Consider the following 17,173-nt stretch of genomic DNA (forward strand, 5'->3'; position numbering starts at 1 on the left):
AGGTCCGCGGGTCGTCAGTCCTCGGGCAGGTCCGCAGGGCCGAAGGGGGTCGGCTCGCCGATCTTCGGCGTCACCGTGTCGCCGGAGGAGCGGCCGGTGAGGCGGCGGTGCACCCACGGCGCCGCGTACGCGCGGGCCCAGGTGGCGGTCTCGGCGACCTGCTGGCGGCGCGGCGCCGGTGGCAGGGTCTCGAGCGGCGTGGTGTGCCAGGCCGGGTCGGCGACCGGCTGGTCGAGCGCGACGAGGGCGGCATGGGCCACCCTCCGGTGCCCCTCGGTGCTCAGGTGGATCCGGTCGGTGGCCCAGAGCCGCCAGTCCCTGAGCGCCTTGAGCCCCCAGAGGTTGAGCACGTGCGCGCCGTGACGCTGGGCGATCGTGAAGACATTGGCCGAGTGCTCGCCGTGGCGGGCGCGCAGGTGGGACAGCAACCCGGCGTCCTTGGGGTCCGCCGGGGTGGCCACGAGGACGTCCGCGCCGGTGGCCCGGATCCTCGCGACGGCCCGCTCGAGCCGGTCGGCCACCTCGTCCAGGTCGACCCGGGGTCGCAGGATGTCGTTGCCCCCGCCGACGACCGAGACGAGGTCGGGACCCATCGACAGGGCCGTCTCGAGCTGGGGTCCGACGACGTCGTCGAGCTTGCGGCCGCGGATCGCGAGGTTGGCGTAGCGGAACCCGCCGTCGGGCACCCGCGTCGACAGCTCGCCCGCGAGCCGGTCCGCCCAGCCGACGTACCTGCCCTCCTGCCGCGGGTCCGCGTCGGACATCCCCTCCGAGAAGGAGTCGCCGATCGCGACATAGGTGCGCCAGCGGTGGGGGGTGTCGTTCACGTGGGGAGGCCTCCGGGTCGGCAGACGAGCAGGTGGTACGGCACGGGCATGCGTGCGTCGGCAACGGTACGCCGCTCGACGCGCAGGCCTGCGGCCTCCAGCGCCGCCACGTCCTCGTCGAGCGGCCGCAGGGTGAAGCCCTCCCGGGTGAACGGCTGTGCGCGCATCCAGTCCGGGTCGGCGACCCCGAGCACGCCGCACCCGGTCGGCGCGAGGACGCGCCGCAGCTCGCGGGCGGCGGGCGCGAGGTCGGGCACGAAGTAGATGGTGTTGAGGCTGATCCACCCGTCGAGCTGCCCGTCCGAGAAGGGCAGCGCCTGCATCGACCCCTGGTGCACGGTCAGGGTGTCCGCCGCGATCTCGTCACGGTGGCGCCGGCGGGTCCGCCGCACCATCGAGCGGGAGGGGTCGACGCCGTGGACGTGGCCCCAGGGGTGCAGGTGGGCGAGGAGCAGGTCGATCCCGACCCCGCCGCCGAAGCCGATGTCGACGACCGTCTCGCTGCCGCTGAGGCCCAGCGCCGTGACCGCCTCGGTCGTCACCACCCGGTTGCCCCGGTTCAGCGCCCGTGCGGCGAGCGCGCCGAGGGGCCCGGAGGGGCCGCCCAGCTGGCGGCTCACGACCCGCCACCACGCCCTGCCCACGGGGGAACCCATGGCAGCAAGGCTAGGACCGGGCCTCCCGGCGTGTACAGGTCAGGCGGGCAGGCCCCAGTCGACCGGCTCGGCGCCCTGCCGCGCGAGCAGCTCGTTGGTCCGGCTGAAGGGCCGCGAGCCGAAGAAGCCGTTGCGCGCGGACAGCGGCGAGGGGTGCGAGCTCTCGATGCGCGGCACGTCGCCGAGCGCCGGCGCCAGGCTGCGCGCGTTGCGGCCCCAGAGGATCGCGACGAGCGGGCCGCCCCGGCGCGCGAGCACCTCGATGGCCCGGTCGGTGACCCGCTCCCAGCCCTTGCCCTGGTGGCTGTTGGCCGCGCCCGGGCGCACCGTGAGGCACCGGTTGAGCAGCATGACGCCCTGCTCGGCCCATGGCGTGAGGTCGCCGTTGCCGGGCACCGGCACCCCGAGGTCGTCGACGAGCTCGCGGTGGATGTTGACCAGGGACCGGGGGAGCGGCCGCACGTCAGGGGCCACGGCGAAGGACAGCCCGATCGCGTGCCCCGGTGTGGGGTAGGGGTCCTGGCCCACGACGAGGACCTTGACCTCGTCGACCGGGATGGTGAAGGCACGCAGCACGTGCTCGCCGGCGGGCAGGTACCCGTGGCCCGCAGCGACCTCCTCGCGCAGGAAGGCGCCCATGGCGGTGATGGAGTCGGCGACCGGCGCGAGCGCATCGGCCCACGACGGGTGGACGAGGTCGGTGAGTGGTTGCGCGGTCACGGGACCAACCTAGGACGGACGCGACGGAACCCCCCGGCACAGGGGGGTCCCGTCGCGTCAGGGGTGCGGAGCGAAGGTCAGCAGGTCGCACCTGACGGCGGCACGGGCGCGCCGGCCAGGTCGTGCAGCTCGATCTTCACGGCGTGCTCGACGAGCGGCGCGAGGAACTCGGGGTGGAGGTTGGTCGGCTCGATGCGCTCACGCGCCGTCGCGACCATCGCCTCGATGCGCTCGCAGGCCACCTGCGGGTACCGCACGCACAGGTCAGCGGCCATGTTGGCCATGACGTGGTCCATGTGAGGGCTGAACATCTGCGTCTCCTTGACGTCGAAGGTGAACACAAGGTTAACATCACATGGACGGCGCGGGGAAGTGTTTGCCTGCGCGACACCTCGGGGCCGGGGTCGTCAACTGTTCGCCGTCACGTCGCCGACTGTGCATCTCGGACGCACCCACGGCTCGGTGCAATGGGGGACCGGGCCGTCACCCAAGGAGGACCCCATGCCGACCACCCACGAGCGCGATCGCGAGTTCGAGCGGATCGTCGACGAGCTGCACGACCGCTACGCCGGCACCTTCACGAGGGACGAGGTCGCACAGGTCGTCGGCGACTCCCGCGCCCGCCTGGAGCGCACCGCGACGGTCGACACCTACCTGCCCGTCCTCGCGCAGCGCTTCGCCAGGGACCGCCTGCGCTCGATCGCGCGGTCCCGCGGCGGCGCGGAGCGGGGCACGACCCACCTGCTCTTCGTCTGCAACGGCAACGCGGGCCGCTCGCAGATGGCCGCGGCCTTCGCGGAGGCGATCGGCGAAGGGAGGTACGTCGCCTCGTCCGCCGGTCTCGACCCGCTGGACGCCGTGCTGCCCGACGTGCGGGCGGCGATGCGGGAGAAGGGGATCGAGCTGCCCGAGGCCTACCCCAAGCCGATCACCGACGACGTGTTCTCCGCGGCCGACGTCGTCGTCGGTCTCGGCGTCGCCGAGGACGACCTGCCGGTGGCCCGGCACAAGGTCCTGTGGGACATCCCGCCGGTCATCGACCGCAGCCCGGCGCAGGTCCGGGCCGCACGGGACGACATCGAGACGCGCGTGCGCGGCCTCGTCGCAGACCTCGACCTCGACGTGCACGGCGACGCGCGCCCCTAGAGTGCCTCAGTGCACGGATTCCCTGACGACAACACCTCGCTGGCCGAGCTGGCCCAGATCGTCCTCGACTACTCCAAGGAGCGGCTCGAGCTCGACCCGGTCCCGCTCGACGGTCCGCGCTCGCTCGCGCAGCTCGAGGCGACGGCCGGGCAGACGGTGACCGCCGAGGGGCTCGGTGGCCACGCCGCGATGGACCTCTTCGCCGAGGTCCTGGCGCCGGCCTGCCTGTCCGTCGATCACCCGCGCTACCTCTCCTTCATCCCGTGCGCCCCGACCGAGGCCGCCGCGATGTTCGACCTCGTCGTCGGCGCCAGCTCGATCTACGCCGGTTCCTGGCTCGAGGGCTCGGGCGCCGTGTACGCCGAGAACCAGGCGCTCCGCTGGATCTCCGACCTCATCGGCCTGCCGGCCGAGGCGGGCGGCGTCTTCGTCCCCGGCGGCACCATCGGCAACCTCTCCGCGCTCGTCGCGGCGCGCACCGAGGCCCGTCGCACGGCGGCCGAGGGGCAGCGGCCCTTCCGCGTCGCGACCACTCGCGGCGCGCACTCCTCGATCCAGTCCGCCTGCGACGTCATGGACGCCGAGCTGACGACCGTCGAGCCCGACGAGCGCGGCCGGCTCACGGGTGAGCGGCTCCGCGAGGTCCTCCTGGAGGGCGGCCCCGAGACCTACTTCGCCGTCGTCGCGACGGCGGGGACGACGAACTTCGGGATCATCGACGACCTCGCCTCGGTCGCCGAGGTGTGCCGCGAGCTCGGCATCTGGTTCCACGTCGACGGGGCGTACGGCGGGGCGGGCCTGGCCGCGCCCTCGGTCCGGCACCTCTACGCGGGGATCGAGCACTGCGACAGCTTCATCGTCGACCCCCACAAGTGGCTCTTCGCCCCCTTCGACTGCTGCGCGCTGATCTACCGCAACCCGGCCGCGGCCCGCAAAGCCCACACGCAACGAGCCGGCTACCTCGACGTGCTCACCGCGGCCACCGACTGGAACCCCACCGACTACTCCGTGGGTCTGACCCGACGGGCGCGCGGGCTGCCCTTCTGGTTCTCCCTCGCGACCCACGGCACCGAGGCGTACACGACCGCGGTCGAGGGCACCCTCGACGTCGCGTCCTTCGCCGAGGCCGAGATCCACCGGCGCGAGGAGCTCGAGCTCGTCGGTGAGCGCTTCCTCTCCGTCGTCGTCTTCCGTCGCATCGGCTGGACGGCCGCGGACTACGCGGCATGGTCCGACCGCATCCTCGAGGAGGAGTTCGCCTTCGTCGTGCCGACCAACCACGAGGGCGAGACTCTGGCGCGCTTCGCGATCGTCAACCCCCAGACGACCACGGCGGACATCGCCGCGATCCTCGACTCGATGGTCTGACGGGCCCCCGCGCGAGGCGACCGCGGACCGGTCGGGGATGTGACGGATGGGGCGAAGGGGGCGCACGGGACGCTGAGCGGGGTGCCTGTCCAGCCGACACGCCGAGGGAATGACAGGCATGTGATTCGGTCGGTACAGTGCGACGCGTGAACCTCGCCGACCAGACCGCCGCGCCGACCCCCTCGGTCCCGCTCACGGACCGCGACCGCGAGATCCTCGCCTTCGAGCGCCAGTGGTGGAAGTACGCCGGCTCCAAGGAGCAGGCGATCAAGGAGCTGTTCGACATGAGCTCCACGCGCTACTACCAGGTGCTCAACGGCCTCATCAACAACCCGGCCGCGCTCTCCGAGGACCCGATGCTCATCAAGCGGCTGCGCCGCCTGCGCGACCAGCGCCAGCGCACCCGCAGCGCCCGCCGCCTCGGCTTCGAGGTCTGAGCCGCTCCGCCGCCGTGGCTGGCAGAGTGGGCGGCATGAGCGCACTCGACTGGACCACCCCCGAGGGACTCGCCGCGATCAAGGCCCACCTGGCCGATCGCATCGACGGCTGGCGCGACCCGGTCGCATGGGCGGTCGGCATATCCCCGGCGAGCAGCGACCCGGACTTCGAGTTCCCGCACGTGAACCTCCCCGGCGGCTGGCACGGGCTCTCGGCGGTCGTGCTCGCCTCGGTCCTGCACCACGACGGCTCGACGGCGACCCTGCCCGTCTCGACCCTCCAGCTGCAGGCCGCGGTCGAGGGCCTCGAGCCCGCCGAGGCCACGCCGGGGGAGCACCCCAACCTCGGTGCCTGGCGTGCGCTGCTCGCCGCTGCGCACGACAACCCGGCGCGGGAGCTCGTCGCGGTCTTCGTCGCCGATCTCGACGACCCGGTCTCCTCCGACGAGGACGGCCGGATGCGGGCGGGCTTCGAGCACCACCACCCCCGTACCTGACGAAGGGGGCCCGCCCCCCTTCGTCCTCGTAAGACGGGCGGGGTGACGTTTGCACTCTCACAGGGAGAGTGCCAATAATGGCGTTAGCACTCTCCGCGTGAGAGTGACAATCCTTGACCGGTCAGGTGAGGGGTGCGAACGCACGGTGACGTGAGCCGCGTGGTCGCACCTCGTCCGTCGCGGGCGCCCCCGGTCATGACCCTTCGATTCGCGTGGAGGACCACCCGAATGGCAAAGCTCATTGCTTTTGACGAGGAGGCCCGTCGCGGCCTCGAGCGGGGCATGAACACCCTCGCTGACGCCGTCAAGGTCACCCTCGGCCCCAAGGGCCGCAATGTCGTCCTGGAGAAGAAGTGGGGCGCACCCACGATCACCAACGATGGCGTGTCCATCGCCAAGGAGATCGAGCTCGACGACCCCTACGAGAAGATCGGCGCCGAGCTGGTCAAGGAGGTCGCGAAGAAGACCGACGACGTCGCCGGTGACGGCACGACGACGGCCACCGTCCTCGCCCAGGCGCTCGTGCGCGAGGGCCTGCGCAATGTCGCGGCCGGCGCCAACCCGATGGCGCTCAAGCGCGGCATCGAGAAGGCCACCGCCGCCGTCAGCGAGGAGCTCCTCGCGATGGCCAAGGAGATCGAGACCAAGGAGCAGATCGCTGCCACGGCCTCCATCTCCGCTGCTGACCCGGAGATCGGCGCCAAGATCGCCGAGGCCATGGACAAGGTCGGCAAGGAAGGCGTCATCACCGTCGAGGAGAGCAACACCTTCGGTCTCGAGCTCGAGCTCACCGAGGGCATGCGCTTCGACAAGGGCTACATCTCCGGCTACTTCGTCACCGACACCGAGCGCATGGAGACGGTGCTCGAGGACCCCTACGTCCTCATCGCCAACTCCAAGATCGGCTCGATCAAGGACCTGCTGCCGCTCCTGGAGAAGGTCATGCAGGCCGGCAAGCCGCTGCTGATCATCGCCGAGGACGTCGAGGGCGAGGCGCTGTCGACGCTCGTCGTCAACAAGCTCAAGGGCACCTTCAAGTCCGTCGCCGTCAAGGCCCCGGGCTTCGGTGACCGCCGCAAGGCCATGCTCGCCGACATCGCCATCCTCACCGGTGGCCAGGTCATCTCCGAGGAGGTCGGCCTCTCCCTCGAGACCGCCGAGCTCGACCTGCTGGGTCGGGCCCGCAAGGTCGTCGTCACCAAGGACGAGACGACGATCGTCGAGGGTGCCGGTGACCAGGACCAGATCGGCGGCCGCGTGTCGCAGATCAAGGCCGAGATCGAGAACAGCGACTCGGACTACGACCGCGAGAAGCTGCAGGAGCGCCTCGCCAAGCTCGCCGGCGGCGTCGCCGTCATCCGTGCGGGTGCGGCCACCGAGGTCGAGCTCAAGGAGCGCAAGCACCGCATCGAGGACGCCGTGCGCAACGCCAAGGCCGCCGTCGAGGAGGGCATCGTCGCCGGTGGCGGCGTCGCGCTCCTGCAGGCGACCAAGGTGGCCTTCGAGAAGCTCTCGCTCGAGGGTGACGAGGCGACCGGCGCCAACATCGTGCGCGTCGCAGCCTCCGCCCCGCTCAAGCAGATCGCGACCAACGCCGGCCTCAACGGCGGCGTCGTGACCGAGAAGGTGGAGAACCTCCCCGCGGGCGAGGGCCTCAACGCGGCCACCGGCGAGTACGTCGACATGATCGCCCAGGGCATCATCGACCCCGCCAAGGTGACCCGCAGCGCGCTGCAGAACGCCGCCTCCATCGCGGCGCTCTTCCTCACCACCGAGGCCGTCGTGGCCGACAAGCCGGAGAAGGCCGCTGCGGCCATGCCCGGTGGCGACGACATGGGTGGCATGGGCGGCATGGGCTTCTGAGCCCACCGCTGCGCACGACGAAGGGCGGTCCCTCCTCACGGGGGGACCGCCCTTCGTCGTCGGCCCGGGCGGGAGGACGGGTGGGTAACCTCGGCCCATGACGTCACCGCAGGAGCTGGCGGACTCGCTGGGCCGCACCGGGTACCTCGCCGACGAGGACCTCGCGACCGTCGTCTTCCTCGCCCGGGAGATGCAGCGGCCGCTGCTGCTCGAGGGCGAGCCCGGCACCGGCAAGACCGCGCTGGCACAGGCGCTGGCGCAGATCGAGGGCGTGCCGCTCATCCGCCTGCAGTGCTACGAGGGCATCGACGCCTCGCAGGCGCTCTACGACTGGGACTTCCCGCGGCAGATCCTCCACCTGCGCACGCTCGAGGCGCTCACGGCGAGCGGGCAGCCGGACGCCGCGGCGGCCGAGCGGACGCTCTTCGACGAGCGGTTCCTGCTCGAGCGGCCCGTGCTGCAGGCCCTGCGGGGTGCTCCCGCCGTCCTGCTCGTCGACGAGGTCGACCGCGCCGACGACGAGTTCGAGGCCTTCCTGCTCGAGGTGCTCTCGTCGTGGACGGTGAGCATCCCCGAGCTCGGCACGATCCGGGCGCAGACCCCGCCGACGGTCGTGCTCACCTCCAACCGCACCCGTGAGCTGCACGACGCCCTCAAGCGCCGCTGCCTCTACCACTGGATCGACCACCCCGGGCTCGACCGCGAGGTGGCGATCGTCCGCAGCCGGGTCCCGGAGGTCAGCGAGACGCTCGCCCGGCAGGTCGCCGTCGCGGTGCAGCAGCTGCGCTCCGAGGGCCTGCTCAAGCCACCGGGCGTCGCGGAGACGCTCGACTGGGTGGTCGCGCTGCAGCACCTCGGGGCGGTCGAGCTCGACCTCGAGGTCGCCGCCCGCACCCTCGGCGCGGTCGTGAAGTACCGCGAGGACACCGACCGGGTCCGCCAGGCCCTCGACCGGGTGCTCGGCGGGTGACCGTCCCCTCCGCGACCGGGCCCGCGGTCGACGAGGTGCTGCTGGGCTTCGCGCACGCCCTCCGCGCGGCGGGGGTGGACGTCACGCACGACCGGGCCTCCGCCTTCCTCGAGGCGGCCGCGCTCGTCGGCGCGGGCGACCTCGCGGGCGTGCGTCGAGCCGCGCGGGCCACGCTCTGCGCCGGGCCGGAGGACCTGCGGCGCCTCGACCAGGTCTTCGCCGGGTGGTTCTCCGGGGCGGAGGGCATGCCCGCGGCTCCGCGACCGGGGCGCGAGGTCACGGCGTCGTCCCCGGTGCCGCTCGACGACGACCCGGTCGAAGGAGGTGACCCCGGTGAGGTGGTGAGGGCGGCCGCCTCCCGGCGGGAGGTCCTGCGCCACCGCGACGTGGCCGGGCTGGGCGCCGAGGACAAGGTCCTGCTCGACCGGCTCATCGGCGAGCTCCGGCCGCGCCTGCCCGAGCGGCGCGCCACCCGTCGCGCACCGTGGCGCCGCGGGGAGATCGACGCGCACCGCACGATGCGCACGATGCTGCGTCGGATGGGGGAGCCGAGCCGGATCGACCACCGGCGGCGGGCGAGCCGCCCGCGCCGCGTCGTCGTCCTCGTGGACGTCTCCGGGTCGATGCGCGCCTACGCCGACGCCCTCCTGCGGGTGGCGCACGCGCTCGTCCAGGCACCACGGGCCGGCCCCGCGGCCCGTTCCGTCGAGGTCTTCGCGCTCGGCACCCGCCTCACCCGGGTCACCGACGCGCTGCGCGTCCGTGACCCGGAGCGCGCCCTCGTCCGCGCGGGCGAGCAGGTGCCCGACTGGTCCGGCGGCACCCGGCTCGGCGAGGTGCTGCGGGTCTTCCTCGACCGGCCGGCCACCCGCAACCTGGCCCGCGGTGCCGTCGTGGTCATCGTGAGCGACGGCTGGGAGCGGGGCGACTGCCGGGAGCTCGGCGAGCAGGTCGCGCGGATGCAGCTGCTGGCCCACCGGGTGGTGTGGGCCAACCCGCACCGGGGCAAGGACGGGTATCTTCCGGTGCAGGCCGGTATCGTCGCCGCCCTGCCGCACGTGGACGCCTTCGTCGCCGGGCACTCGCTGCGGTCCTTCGAGGAGCTGTTGGAGGTCGTTGCCCGTGCGTGAGGTCCTGCCGGAGCTGCTGGCGTGGTGGGAGCAGGGGCACCCCGTCGGGGTCGGGACCGTCGTCGCGACCTGGCGCTCGGCGCCGCGACCGGCCGGTGCCTCGATGCTCGTCGGCCCCGACGGCACCGCGGTCGGGTCGGTGTCGGGCGGGTGCGTCGAGGGCGCGGTCTACGAGCGCGCCGAGGAGGTCCTCGAGACCCGGACCCCGGTCCTCGAGCGCTACGGCGTCTCCGACGACGACGCGATGTCGGTCGGGCTGACCTGCGGCGGCATCCTCGACGTGTGGGTCGAGCGGTTCGACCGCGAGAGCTTCCCCGAGCTCGGCGAGGTCGCGGCCGACGTGGCGGCCGGGCGGCCGGTTGCCGTGGCGACGGTCATCGAGCACCCCGACCCGCAGTGGCTCGGACGCCGGGTGGTCATCCGCCCCGACGAGGAGCCGCAGGTCTCTCTCGGGTCCCCGCGCGTCGACGCGGCGGTCCGGGACGACGCGCTCGGCCAGCTCGCCCTCGGGCACAACGCCACGATCGGCTACGGCCCCGACGGTGAGCGTCGCGGCGAGGGGATGCGGGTCTTCGTGTGGGCCTTCGCCCCACCGCCGCGCATGCTCGTGTTCGGCGCGATCGACTTCGCCGCCGCGGTCGCCCGGGTCGGCTCCTTCCTCGGCTACCGGGTCACGGTGTGCGATGCCCGCCCGGTCTTCGCCACCCGTTCGCGGTTCGCCGACGCCGACGAGGTCGTCGTCGACTGGCCGCACCGCTACCTCGCCGCCGAGCAGGCCGCCGGCCGGATCGACGGGCGCACGGTCATCACGGTGCTCACCCACGACCCCAAGTTCGACGTCCCCCTCCTCGAGGTCGCGCTGCGGCTGCCGGAGGTCGGCTACATCGGCGCGATGGGTTCGCGTCGCACGCACGAGGACCGGGAGCAGCGGTTGCTCGAGGCAGGGGTGACCCCGGCCGAGCTCGCCCCGCTCCGCAGCCCGGTGGGCCTCGACCTGGGCGCGCGCACGCCCGAGGAGACGGCGATCAGCATCGCCGCGGAGTTCATCGCGGACCGGTGGGGCGGGTCCGGTCGGTCGCTGGCGGAGCGATCCGGACGCATCCACCACTCCCTCGAGGACTGACCGGGCCGAAGGGGGTGACCGCGGCGGGGACGTCTGGCAGCATGAGCCGCATCACACCGTCGTGATCGCCCCCAGGAGGGTCCCCATGGTCAGGATCGAGCTCGTCGTGGACGGCCAGAGGGTGGCCGATGACATCGAACCGCGGATGCTGTTGGTCCACTACCTGCGGGAGGTGGTGGGCAGGACCGGCACGGTGATCGGGTGCGACACCTCCAACTGCGGTGCCTGCACGGTCCACCTCGACGGCAGGAGCGTGAAGTCCTGCAACGTCCTGGCCGTCCAGGCGGACGGGGCGGAGGTCACGACGATCGAGGGCCTGGCCGAGGGCGACGAGCTGCACCCGGTGCAGGCCGCCTTCCACGAGTGCCACGCGCTGCAGTGCGGCTACTGCACCCCCGGCATGATCATGCAGGCCGTCGACCTGCTCCGGGACAACCCGGACCCCACCGAGGAGGAGGTGCGCGTCGGCCTCGAGGGCAACCTCTGCCGGTGCACCGGGTACCACAACATCGTCCGCGCGGTCCTGACCGCGGCCGGGTCGAGCGAGACCCCCGGAGGTGCGCGATGACCGCCGAGGCGACCGAGGCGCCGGCCCGCGAGATCGGCCGCGACCGCCGCCGCAAGGAGGACCGGCGCCTCATCACCGGGCGCACCCGCTGGACCGACAACATCGTCCTGCCCGGCATGCTGCACGTGGCGATGGTCCGGTCCCCCTTCGCCCACGCCCGCATCGTCGCCGTCGACCTGAGCGAGGCGCGTCAGGCGAGCAATGTCGTCGCCGTCTACTCCGGCGCCGACCTCGACGAGAGCGCCGGCGTGCTCATCAACGCGTGGCCGCTCACCCCCGACCAGGTCACCCCCACGCACCCGCCGATGCCGGCCGACCGGGTGACCTTCGCCGGGGAGGTCGTCGCGGTCGTCGTGGCCCGCACCGCGGCGGAGGCCCGGGACGCGGCGGAGCTCGTCGACATCGACTACGAGGAGCTGCCCGCGGCGCTGGACCTCAAGGAGGCCGCGCAGGACACGGTGCTCGCGCACCCCGACCTCGGCACCAACAAGTCGGCCCTCTGGGTCTTCGACTCGAAGGAGGCCGGGACCGGCGGCGACGTCGAGGAGGCGATCGCCACCGCCCGCGAGGGCGGCATCCTCATCGAGCGTGAGTACCGCCAGCAGCGGCTGATCCCCGCCTTCATGGAGCCGCGCTCGGTCGTCGTCGACCCGACGGGCGAGCAGCTGACGATGTGGTCGGCGACCCAGGTCCCGCACATCCTGCGCTTCGCGCTCGCGGCGACGACGGGCGTCCCGGAGTCGAAGATCCGGGTCATCGCCCCGGACGTCGGCGGCGGCTTCGGCGGCAAGCTGCAGGTGACGCCCGAGGAGTGGCTCGTCTGGTGGGTGGCCCGCCAGCTCGGCCGACCGGTGAAGTACACCGAGACCCGCTCCGAGTCGCTGATGGCCGCCCACCACGGCCGCGACCAGTGGCAGCGCCTGACCCTCGCGGCGGACAAGGAGGGCCATGTCACCGGCCTCAAGGTCGACCTCCTCGCCGACCTCGGCTCCTACGTCGCGCTCATCGGCGGGGGCATCCCCGTCCTCGGCGCGTTCATGTTCAACGCCATCTACAAGTTCCCGGCGTACCACTTCTCGATGCAGTCGGTGCTCACCAACAAGGCCTGGACCGACGCCTACCGTGGCGCCGGTCGGCCCGAGGCGACCTTCGCCATCGAGCGACTCATGGACGAGCTCGCGGCCGAGCTCGGCGAGGACCCGCTCGTCGTCCGCGAGCGCAACTGGATCCGGCACGACGAGTTCCCCTTCACCTCGGTCGCCGGGCTCGAGTACGACTCCGGCAACTACGAGGCCGCCACGGCCAAGGCCAAGGAGATGTTCGGCTACGACGCGTTGCGCGAGGAGCAGCGCCAGCGCCGCGAGCGCAAGGACCCGGTCCAGCTCGGCATCGGCATCTCGACCTTCACCGAGATGTGCGGCCTGGCGCCCAGCCGGGTGCTCGGCAGCCTCGACTACGGGGCCGGCGGCTGGGAGCACGCGAGCATCCGGATGCTCGCGACGGGCAAGGTCGAGGTCGTCGTCGGCGTGAGCCCGCACGGCCAGGGGCACGAGACGGCCTTCAGCCAGATCGTCGCCGACCGGCTCGGCGTCCCCTTCGAGGACGTGGAGGTGCTGCACGGCGACACCCAGATCTCCCACAAGGGCATGGACACCTACGGCTCCCGGTCCCTCGTCGTCGGCGGCGAGGCCGTCGTCCGGGCGGCGGACAAGGTGATCGACAAGGCGCGCCGCTACGCCGCGCACATGCTCGAGGCCAACCCCGACGACCTCGAGCTCAAGGACGGCCGGCTCGGCGTGGCCGGCACCGACCAGTCGGTGGCGCTGACCGAGATCGCGACCGCGGCCTTCGCCTCGCACGACTACCCGGACGACATCGAGCCGGGCATCGACGCCGAGGCGACCTTCGACCCGGTGAACTTCAACTACCCGCACGGCACGCACCTGTGCGCCATGGAGGTCGACACCGAGACCGGTCAGGTGCGGCTGCGCAAGTACACCTGCGTCGACGACGTCGGTCAGGTGATCAACCCGCTCATCGTCGACGGCCAGATCCACGGTGGCCTCGTCCAGGGCATCGCCCAGGCGCTGTGGGAGGAGGCGGTCCACGACGACTCGGGCACGCTCGTGAGCGCGAGCTTCGTCGACTACCTCGTCCCGACGGCGGCCGACACGATCAGCTTCGACACCGCGACGACGACCACCTTGGCCACGTCCAACACGCTGGGGACGAAGGGGGTCGGCGAGGCCGGCACCATCGCCTCCACCCCGTGCATCGTCAACGGCGTCGTCGACGCCCTCCGCCCCTTCGGCATCGACGACGTCCAGATGCCGTGCACCCCAGAGCGGGTCTGGCAGGCGCTGCGGTCCGGCAGGGACGAGGAGACGACGGGGGCGGCGGCGCCCCACTTCGACCCGGACGGCGGCAACTTCGACGACATGAGCGGCACCGCGGAAGGAGCAGGGCGATGATCCCGGCGAAGTTCGACTACGCCGCCCCCGCGACGGTCGAGGAGGCCCTCGGCCTGCTCGCGGAGCACGGTGACGAGGCCAAGGTGATCGCCGGGGGGCAGTCCCTGCTGCCGGTGCTGCGGATGCGCCTCAACGCTCCCGAGCTGGTCGTCGACCTCGGTCGGATCGAGTCGCTGCGGGGCATCCGCGTCGACGGCGACACCGTGACGATCGGGGCGATGACGCCCTACCACGAGATCCTCGCCGACGAGACGGTCCGCGAGCGGTGCACGCTGCTCCACCAGGCGATCACCGAGGTGGCCGACCCGCAGATCCGCCACCGCGGCACGCTCGGTGGGGCGCTGGTCCACGCCGACCCCGCCGGTGACTGCGGCGCCCCGGTGCTGGCGATGGATGCCGAGCTGGTCGTCACCGGCCCGGGCGGTGAGCGCGTCGTCCCGGCGGCCGAGTTCTTCGAGGGGCTCTTCACGACCGCCGTCGGCGAGGACGAGCTGCTCACCGCGATCCGCGTCCCCGCCTACGACGGCTGGGGCTCGCACTACGAGAAGTTCGTGCGCATCGCCCACCAGTGGCCGATCGTCGCCGTCGCCGCGCAGGTGCGCACAGAGGGCGGGTCGATCGCCGAGGCCCGGATCGGCCTGACCAACATGGGCGCGACCCCCCTTCGCGCGTCGGCGGTGGAGGCGGGCCTCGTGGGTGCGGCCACCACCCAGGAGGCCGTCCGGGCCGCGTGCGACCGGGCCGCCGAGGGCACCGACCCGCCGTCCGACCTCAACGGGGACGCCGACTACCGCCGGCACCTCGCGACCGTGCTGACCCGACGGGCCGTCCTCGCGGCCGTCGGCGGATGAGAGGACTGTCGTGCAGCTGACCCACTCCTTCACCGTGCCCGCCGGGATCGAGCAGACCTGGGCCGCCCTCGAGGACATCGAGTCCGTGGCCGGGTGCTTCCCCGGCGCCCAGGTGACCCACGCCGACGCCAGCTCCTTCGAGGGCACCGTCAAGGTCAAACTCGGACCGATCGCCCTCGTGTACAAGGGGTCCGGCGAGTTCGTCGACAAGGACGCCGGGGCCCACCGCATGACGATCCGGGCCAGCGGCAAGGACAAGCGCGGCAACGGCACCGCCGGCGCCGACGTCGTCGCGACGATGACCGAGGAGGGGCCCGGGCAGACCCACGTCGAGGTCGTCACCGACCTCAACGTCACCGGCAAGCCGGCGCAGTTCGGGCGCGGGGTCATGCAGGACGTCTCGGACAAGCTGCTCGGGCAGTTCGTCGACTGCCTCGCCGACCGGCTCGGGTCCGCCGGGACGGCCGCCGGGACGGCCGCCGAGGCGCCCGGAGAGGCGCACCTCGAGACGCCCGCCGAGCCGGTGCCCGGTGACGCCGCCCCGTCCGCCGCTGCAGCGCCAACGCAGGCCGTGCCGGCGAGCGGCCCCCGGGTCACGGACGACGCCGTGGACCTCGGCGCGGTCGCGCTGCCGGTCCTGCTGCGCACGTACGGGCCCACGCTCGCCGCCGCCCTGGGCGGGCTGGTCCTGGGCCTGCTCCTCGGGCGGGGCCGACGCCGCCGGTCGTCCTGAGCCGACACCGGCCCCTGCCCTCGCGGCACGCCGATGACCCCGCGCCCAGCCGCTTCCCACCCGCGCGGGGGAGGATGAGCGGATGACCGCACCCTCCCCGCTCGTCCTCGGCCCCCTCCTGCGCTTCGTGGGCGAGCACGACGCCTCGATCTGGGTGGAGACCGCTGCCCCCGCCCGGGTCACCGTGCACACTGACGGGCGGTCCTGGGGCGCCGCGACCTTCGTCGTCGAGGAGCACCACTACGCGCTCGTCCTGCTCGACGGCCTCGAGCCCGGCCGCGAGTACACCTACTCCGTGCGCATCGACGACGGCGAGGTCTGGCCCCTGGCGGACTCGCCCTTCCCGGCCCCGACGATCGCCACCCTCGACCACGACCGCCCGGCCCGGCTGGCCTTCGGTTCCTGCCGCACGAGCGTCCCGCACGACGCGGAGCACCACGCCAGCCACGGGGTCGACGCGCTGCGCACCTTCGCGCTGTCCCTGGCGAAGGGGGAGTCCCCCCGCCCCGACGCCCTCGCCCTCCTCGGCGACCAGGTCTACGCCGACGAGACGAGCGAGGAGATGCGCGAGTTCATCGCCTCCCGGCGCAGCCTCGAGGAGCCCCCCGGCGAGGAGATCAAGGACTACGCCGAGTACGCGCACCTCTACCACCTCGCGTGGACCGACCCGGCGATCCGCTGGGTGCTCTCGGTCCTGCCGAGCGCGATGATCTTCGACGACCACGACATCCGTGACGACTGGAACACCTCGTGGACCTGGCAGCAGGAGATCAACGCGACCCCGTGGTGGCACGAGCGTCTCGTCGCGGGCCTCACCAGCTACTGGGTCCACCAGCACATCGGCAACCTCGCGCCCGAGGAGCTCGCCGAGGACAGGATCTGGACGCTGCTCGACGGCGCCGGGCCCGGCGAGGTCGACCTGACCGCCCCCCTTCGTGCCCTCGCCGAGCGCGTCGACGAGGAGCCGGAGTCGTATCGCTGGAGCTACACCCGCCAGCTCGGCGGGTCGCGCCTGATCATGCTCGACTCCCGCGCCGCGCGGGTGCTGGAGCCGGGGCGCCGCTCGATGCTCGACGACGACGAGCTCGCCTGGCTCGACGAGCAGCTCACCGGCGACCTCGACCACCTCTTCATCGGGACCTCCCTGCCCTTCATGCTGCCGCCGGGTCTCCACGACGCCGAGGCGATCAGTGAGTCGCTCGCCGGACCCGACCGGTCGCAGCCGGTGCACCGGGCCACCGAGGCGCTGCGCCAGGTCATCGACCTCGAGCACTGGGGTGCCTTCCAGTCCGGCTTCGTCGAGGTCTTCGACCTCGTCATGTCCGTCGCCCGCGGCGAGCGCGGCACGGCCCCGACGACGATCACCTTCCTCTCCGGTGACGTGCACAACTCCTACGTCGCCGAGGTCGTCGACCCGGCCGCGCACGGCGCCACCAGCCGCATCGTCCAGGCGGTCTGCAGCCCGATCCGCAACCCGATGCCCCGCGCCCTGCGCGTCCTCATGTCGCAGATGGCCAGGGGCCTCGTGCGGCCGATGCGGTGGCTCGCCGCCCGGACGAAGGGGGTCCCCGACCCGGCCTACCCGTGGCGCGTGACCGAAGGGCCCTGGTTCGACAACAACCTCGCAGTCGCCGAGGTCGGGCCCGACGGGGTCACCCTGCGGTGGGTCACCGGCGACGTCGTCGACGGCGACGACGCCCACCCGAGGCTGCGCGAGGTCGCCTGCGTCCGCGTCTGAGGCGGGCCGCACCCTCCCTTCGAGGCTCGCTGGCGCTCGCGCCTCAGGGCGGCGCCGTCGTCGTGGTCGCCGCAG

Annotated in this window: 17 protein-coding genes; 13 read left to right on the top strand and 4 right to left on the bottom strand. The window is 72.8% G+C overall.

The genetic code is table 11. From position 1 onward, the window contains the following. Window positions 1-14: 14 nt before the first annotated feature. The 4 genes from V3C34_RS04315 to V3C34_RS04330 all read right to left on the bottom strand — a co-directional run bounded on the left by V3C34_RS04315 (window position 15) and on the right by V3C34_RS04330 (window position 2,514). Window positions 15-827, bottom strand: coding sequence for an SGNH/GDSL hydrolase family protein (locus tag V3C34_RS04315; protein ID WP_346008183.1), 813 nt, complete (start codon window positions 825-827; stop codon window positions 15-17). Continuing rightward, entirely contained in the window at window positions 824-1,483 is a 660-nt protein-coding gene (locus tag V3C34_RS04320) for a class I SAM-dependent methyltransferase (protein WP_346008184.1), read from the bottom strand. Before V3C34_RS04320 ends, V3C34_RS04315 begins: the two co-directional genes overlap by 4 nt. 39 nt (window positions 1,484-1,522) lie before the next feature. Continuing rightward, a complete protein-coding gene (locus V3C34_RS04325; RefSeq protein ID WP_346008185.1) occupies window positions 1,523-2,203 on the bottom strand; it encodes a uracil-DNA glycosylase in 681 nt (226 codons plus the stop codon). A 77-nt stretch (window positions 2,204-2,280) separates the two neighbouring features. Then, window positions 2,281-2,514 (bottom strand): three-helix bundle dimerization domain-containing protein, encoded by a 234-nt coding sequence (locus tag V3C34_RS04330; RefSeq protein WP_169701978.1) that lies wholly within the window; start codon window positions 2,512-2,514, stop codon window positions 2,281-2,283. Window positions 2,515-2,704: 190 nt separating this feature from the next. On the opposite strand from V3C34_RS04330, the gene V3C34_RS04335 reads away from it, so the two are divergent. From V3C34_RS04335 to V3C34_RS04395, 13 genes are all read left to right on the top strand, one after another. Then, complete coding sequence (locus V3C34_RS04335) at window positions 2,705-3,349, top strand: low molecular weight phosphatase family protein (protein ID WP_346008186.1); 645 nt, start codon at window positions 2,705-2,707, stop codon at window positions 3,347-3,349. A 9-nt stretch (window positions 3,350-3,358) separates the two neighbouring features. Next, window positions 3,359-4,717, top strand: a complete 1,359-nt coding sequence (locus tag V3C34_RS04340) for a pyridoxal phosphate-dependent decarboxylase family protein (protein ID WP_346008187.1) — start codon at window positions 3,359-3,361, stop codon at window positions 4,715-4,717. Between the two features lie 146 nt (window positions 4,718-4,863). Further along, window positions 4,864-5,154 carry a DUF3263 domain-containing protein gene (locus tag V3C34_RS04345; RefSeq protein WP_068326746.1) on the top strand — a complete coding sequence of 97 codons (291 nt, stop codon included), beginning with the start codon at window positions 4,864-4,866 and terminating at the stop codon, window positions 5,152-5,154. A gap of 35 nt (window positions 5,155-5,189) precedes the next feature. Beyond that, the gene (locus V3C34_RS04350) at window positions 5,190-5,651 is read left to right on the top strand and encodes a hypothetical protein (protein ID WP_346008188.1); all 462 of its coding nucleotides are present in this window, start codon (window positions 5,190-5,192) and stop codon (window positions 5,649-5,651) included. Window positions 5,652-5,879: 228 nt separating this feature from the next. Beyond that, window positions 5,880-7,514, top strand: coding sequence for a chaperonin GroEL (groL, locus tag V3C34_RS04355; RefSeq protein ID WP_068326743.1), 1,635 nt, complete (start codon window positions 5,880-5,882; stop codon window positions 7,512-7,514). A gap of 97 nt (window positions 7,515-7,611) precedes the next feature. After that, window positions 7,612-8,484, top strand: a complete 873-nt coding sequence (locus tag V3C34_RS04360; RefSeq protein WP_345914217.1) for a MoxR family ATPase — start codon at window positions 7,612-7,614, stop codon at window positions 8,482-8,484. Beyond that, the gene (locus V3C34_RS04365) at window positions 8,481-9,614 is read left to right on the top strand and encodes a vWA domain-containing protein (RefSeq protein ID WP_345914216.1); all 1,134 of its coding nucleotides are present in this window, start codon (window positions 8,481-8,483) and stop codon (window positions 9,612-9,614) included. Before V3C34_RS04360 ends, V3C34_RS04365 begins: the two co-directional genes overlap by 4 nt. Beyond that, on the top strand, window positions 9,607-10,737 hold the full coding sequence (locus V3C34_RS04370) for an XdhC family protein (protein ID WP_346008189.1): 1,131 nt from the start codon (window positions 9,607-9,609) through the stop codon (window positions 10,735-10,737). Before V3C34_RS04365 ends, V3C34_RS04370 begins: the two co-directional genes overlap by 8 nt. Before the next feature lie 85 nt (window positions 10,738-10,822). Beyond that, window positions 10,823-11,305 carry a (2Fe-2S)-binding protein gene (locus V3C34_RS04375; RefSeq protein WP_068424497.1) on the top strand — a complete coding sequence of 161 codons (483 nt, stop codon included), beginning with the start codon at window positions 10,823-10,825 and terminating at the stop codon, window positions 11,303-11,305. Beyond that, window positions 11,302-13,776, top strand: a complete 2,475-nt coding sequence (locus V3C34_RS04380) for a xanthine dehydrogenase family protein molybdopterin-binding subunit (RefSeq protein WP_346008190.1) — start codon at window positions 11,302-11,304, stop codon at window positions 13,774-13,776. Before V3C34_RS04375 ends, V3C34_RS04380 begins: the two co-directional genes overlap by 4 nt. Continuing rightward, a complete protein-coding gene (locus tag V3C34_RS04385) occupies window positions 13,773-14,627 on the top strand; it encodes an FAD binding domain-containing protein (RefSeq protein WP_068326727.1) in 855 nt (284 codons plus the stop codon). Before V3C34_RS04380 ends, V3C34_RS04385 begins: the two co-directional genes overlap by 4 nt. Before the next feature lie 10 nt (window positions 14,628-14,637). After that, entirely contained in the window at window positions 14,638-15,360 is a 723-nt protein-coding gene (locus V3C34_RS04390) for an SRPBCC family protein (RefSeq protein ID WP_346008191.1), read from the top strand. A gap of 82 nt (window positions 15,361-15,442) precedes the next feature. After that, window positions 15,443-17,098: an alkaline phosphatase D family protein gene (locus V3C34_RS04395; RefSeq protein ID WP_346008192.1), complete on the top strand. Its 1,656-nt coding sequence runs from the start codon at window positions 15,443-15,445 to the stop codon at window positions 17,096-17,098. The last annotated feature ends 75 nt before the right edge of the window (window positions 17,099-17,173 follow it).

Source organism: Janibacter terrae (genome assembly GCF_039636765.1).
Classification (GTDB): domain Bacteria; phylum Actinomycetota; class Actinomycetes; order Actinomycetales; family Dermatophilaceae; genus Janibacter; species Janibacter terrae.

What these genes read in the sequence shown, in the direction of transcription:
- V3C34_RS04320 (WP_346008184.1), bottom strand. Translation starts at nt 1,483, where the DNA reads ATGGGTTCCCCCGTGGGCAGGGCGTGGTGGCGGGTCGTGAGCCGCCAG.
- V3C34_RS04330 (WP_169701978.1), bottom strand. Translation starts at nt 2,514, where the DNA reads ATGTTCAGCCCTCACATGGACCACGTCATGGCCAACATGGCCGCTGAC.
- V3C34_RS04335 (WP_346008186.1), top strand. Translation starts at nt 2,705, where the DNA reads ATGCCGACCACCCACGAGCGCGATCGCGAGTTCGAGCGGATCGTCGAC.
- V3C34_RS04350 (WP_346008188.1), top strand. Translation starts at nt 5,190, where the DNA reads ATGAGCGCACTCGACTGGACCACCCCCGAGGGACTCGCCGCGATCAAG.
- groL (WP_068326743.1), top strand. Translation starts at nt 5,880, where the DNA reads ATGGCAAAGCTCATTGCTTTTGACGAGGAGGCCCGTCGCGGCCTCGAG.
- V3C34_RS04360 (WP_345914217.1), top strand. Translation starts at nt 7,612, where the DNA reads ATGACGTCACCGCAGGAGCTGGCGGACTCGCTGGGCCGCACCGGGTAC.
- V3C34_RS04375 (WP_068424497.1), top strand. Translation starts at nt 10,823, where the DNA reads ATGGTCAGGATCGAGCTCGTCGTGGACGGCCAGAGGGTGGCCGATGAC.
- V3C34_RS04380 (WP_346008190.1), top strand. Translation starts at nt 11,302, where the DNA reads ATGACCGCCGAGGCGACCGAGGCGCCGGCCCGCGAGATCGGCCGCGAC.
- V3C34_RS04385 (WP_068326727.1), top strand. Translation starts at nt 13,773, where the DNA reads ATGATCCCGGCGAAGTTCGACTACGCCGCCCCCGCGACGGTCGAGGAG.
- V3C34_RS04395 (WP_346008192.1), top strand. Translation starts at nt 15,443, where the DNA reads ATGACCGCACCCTCCCCGCTCGTCCTCGGCCCCCTCCTGCGCTTCGTG.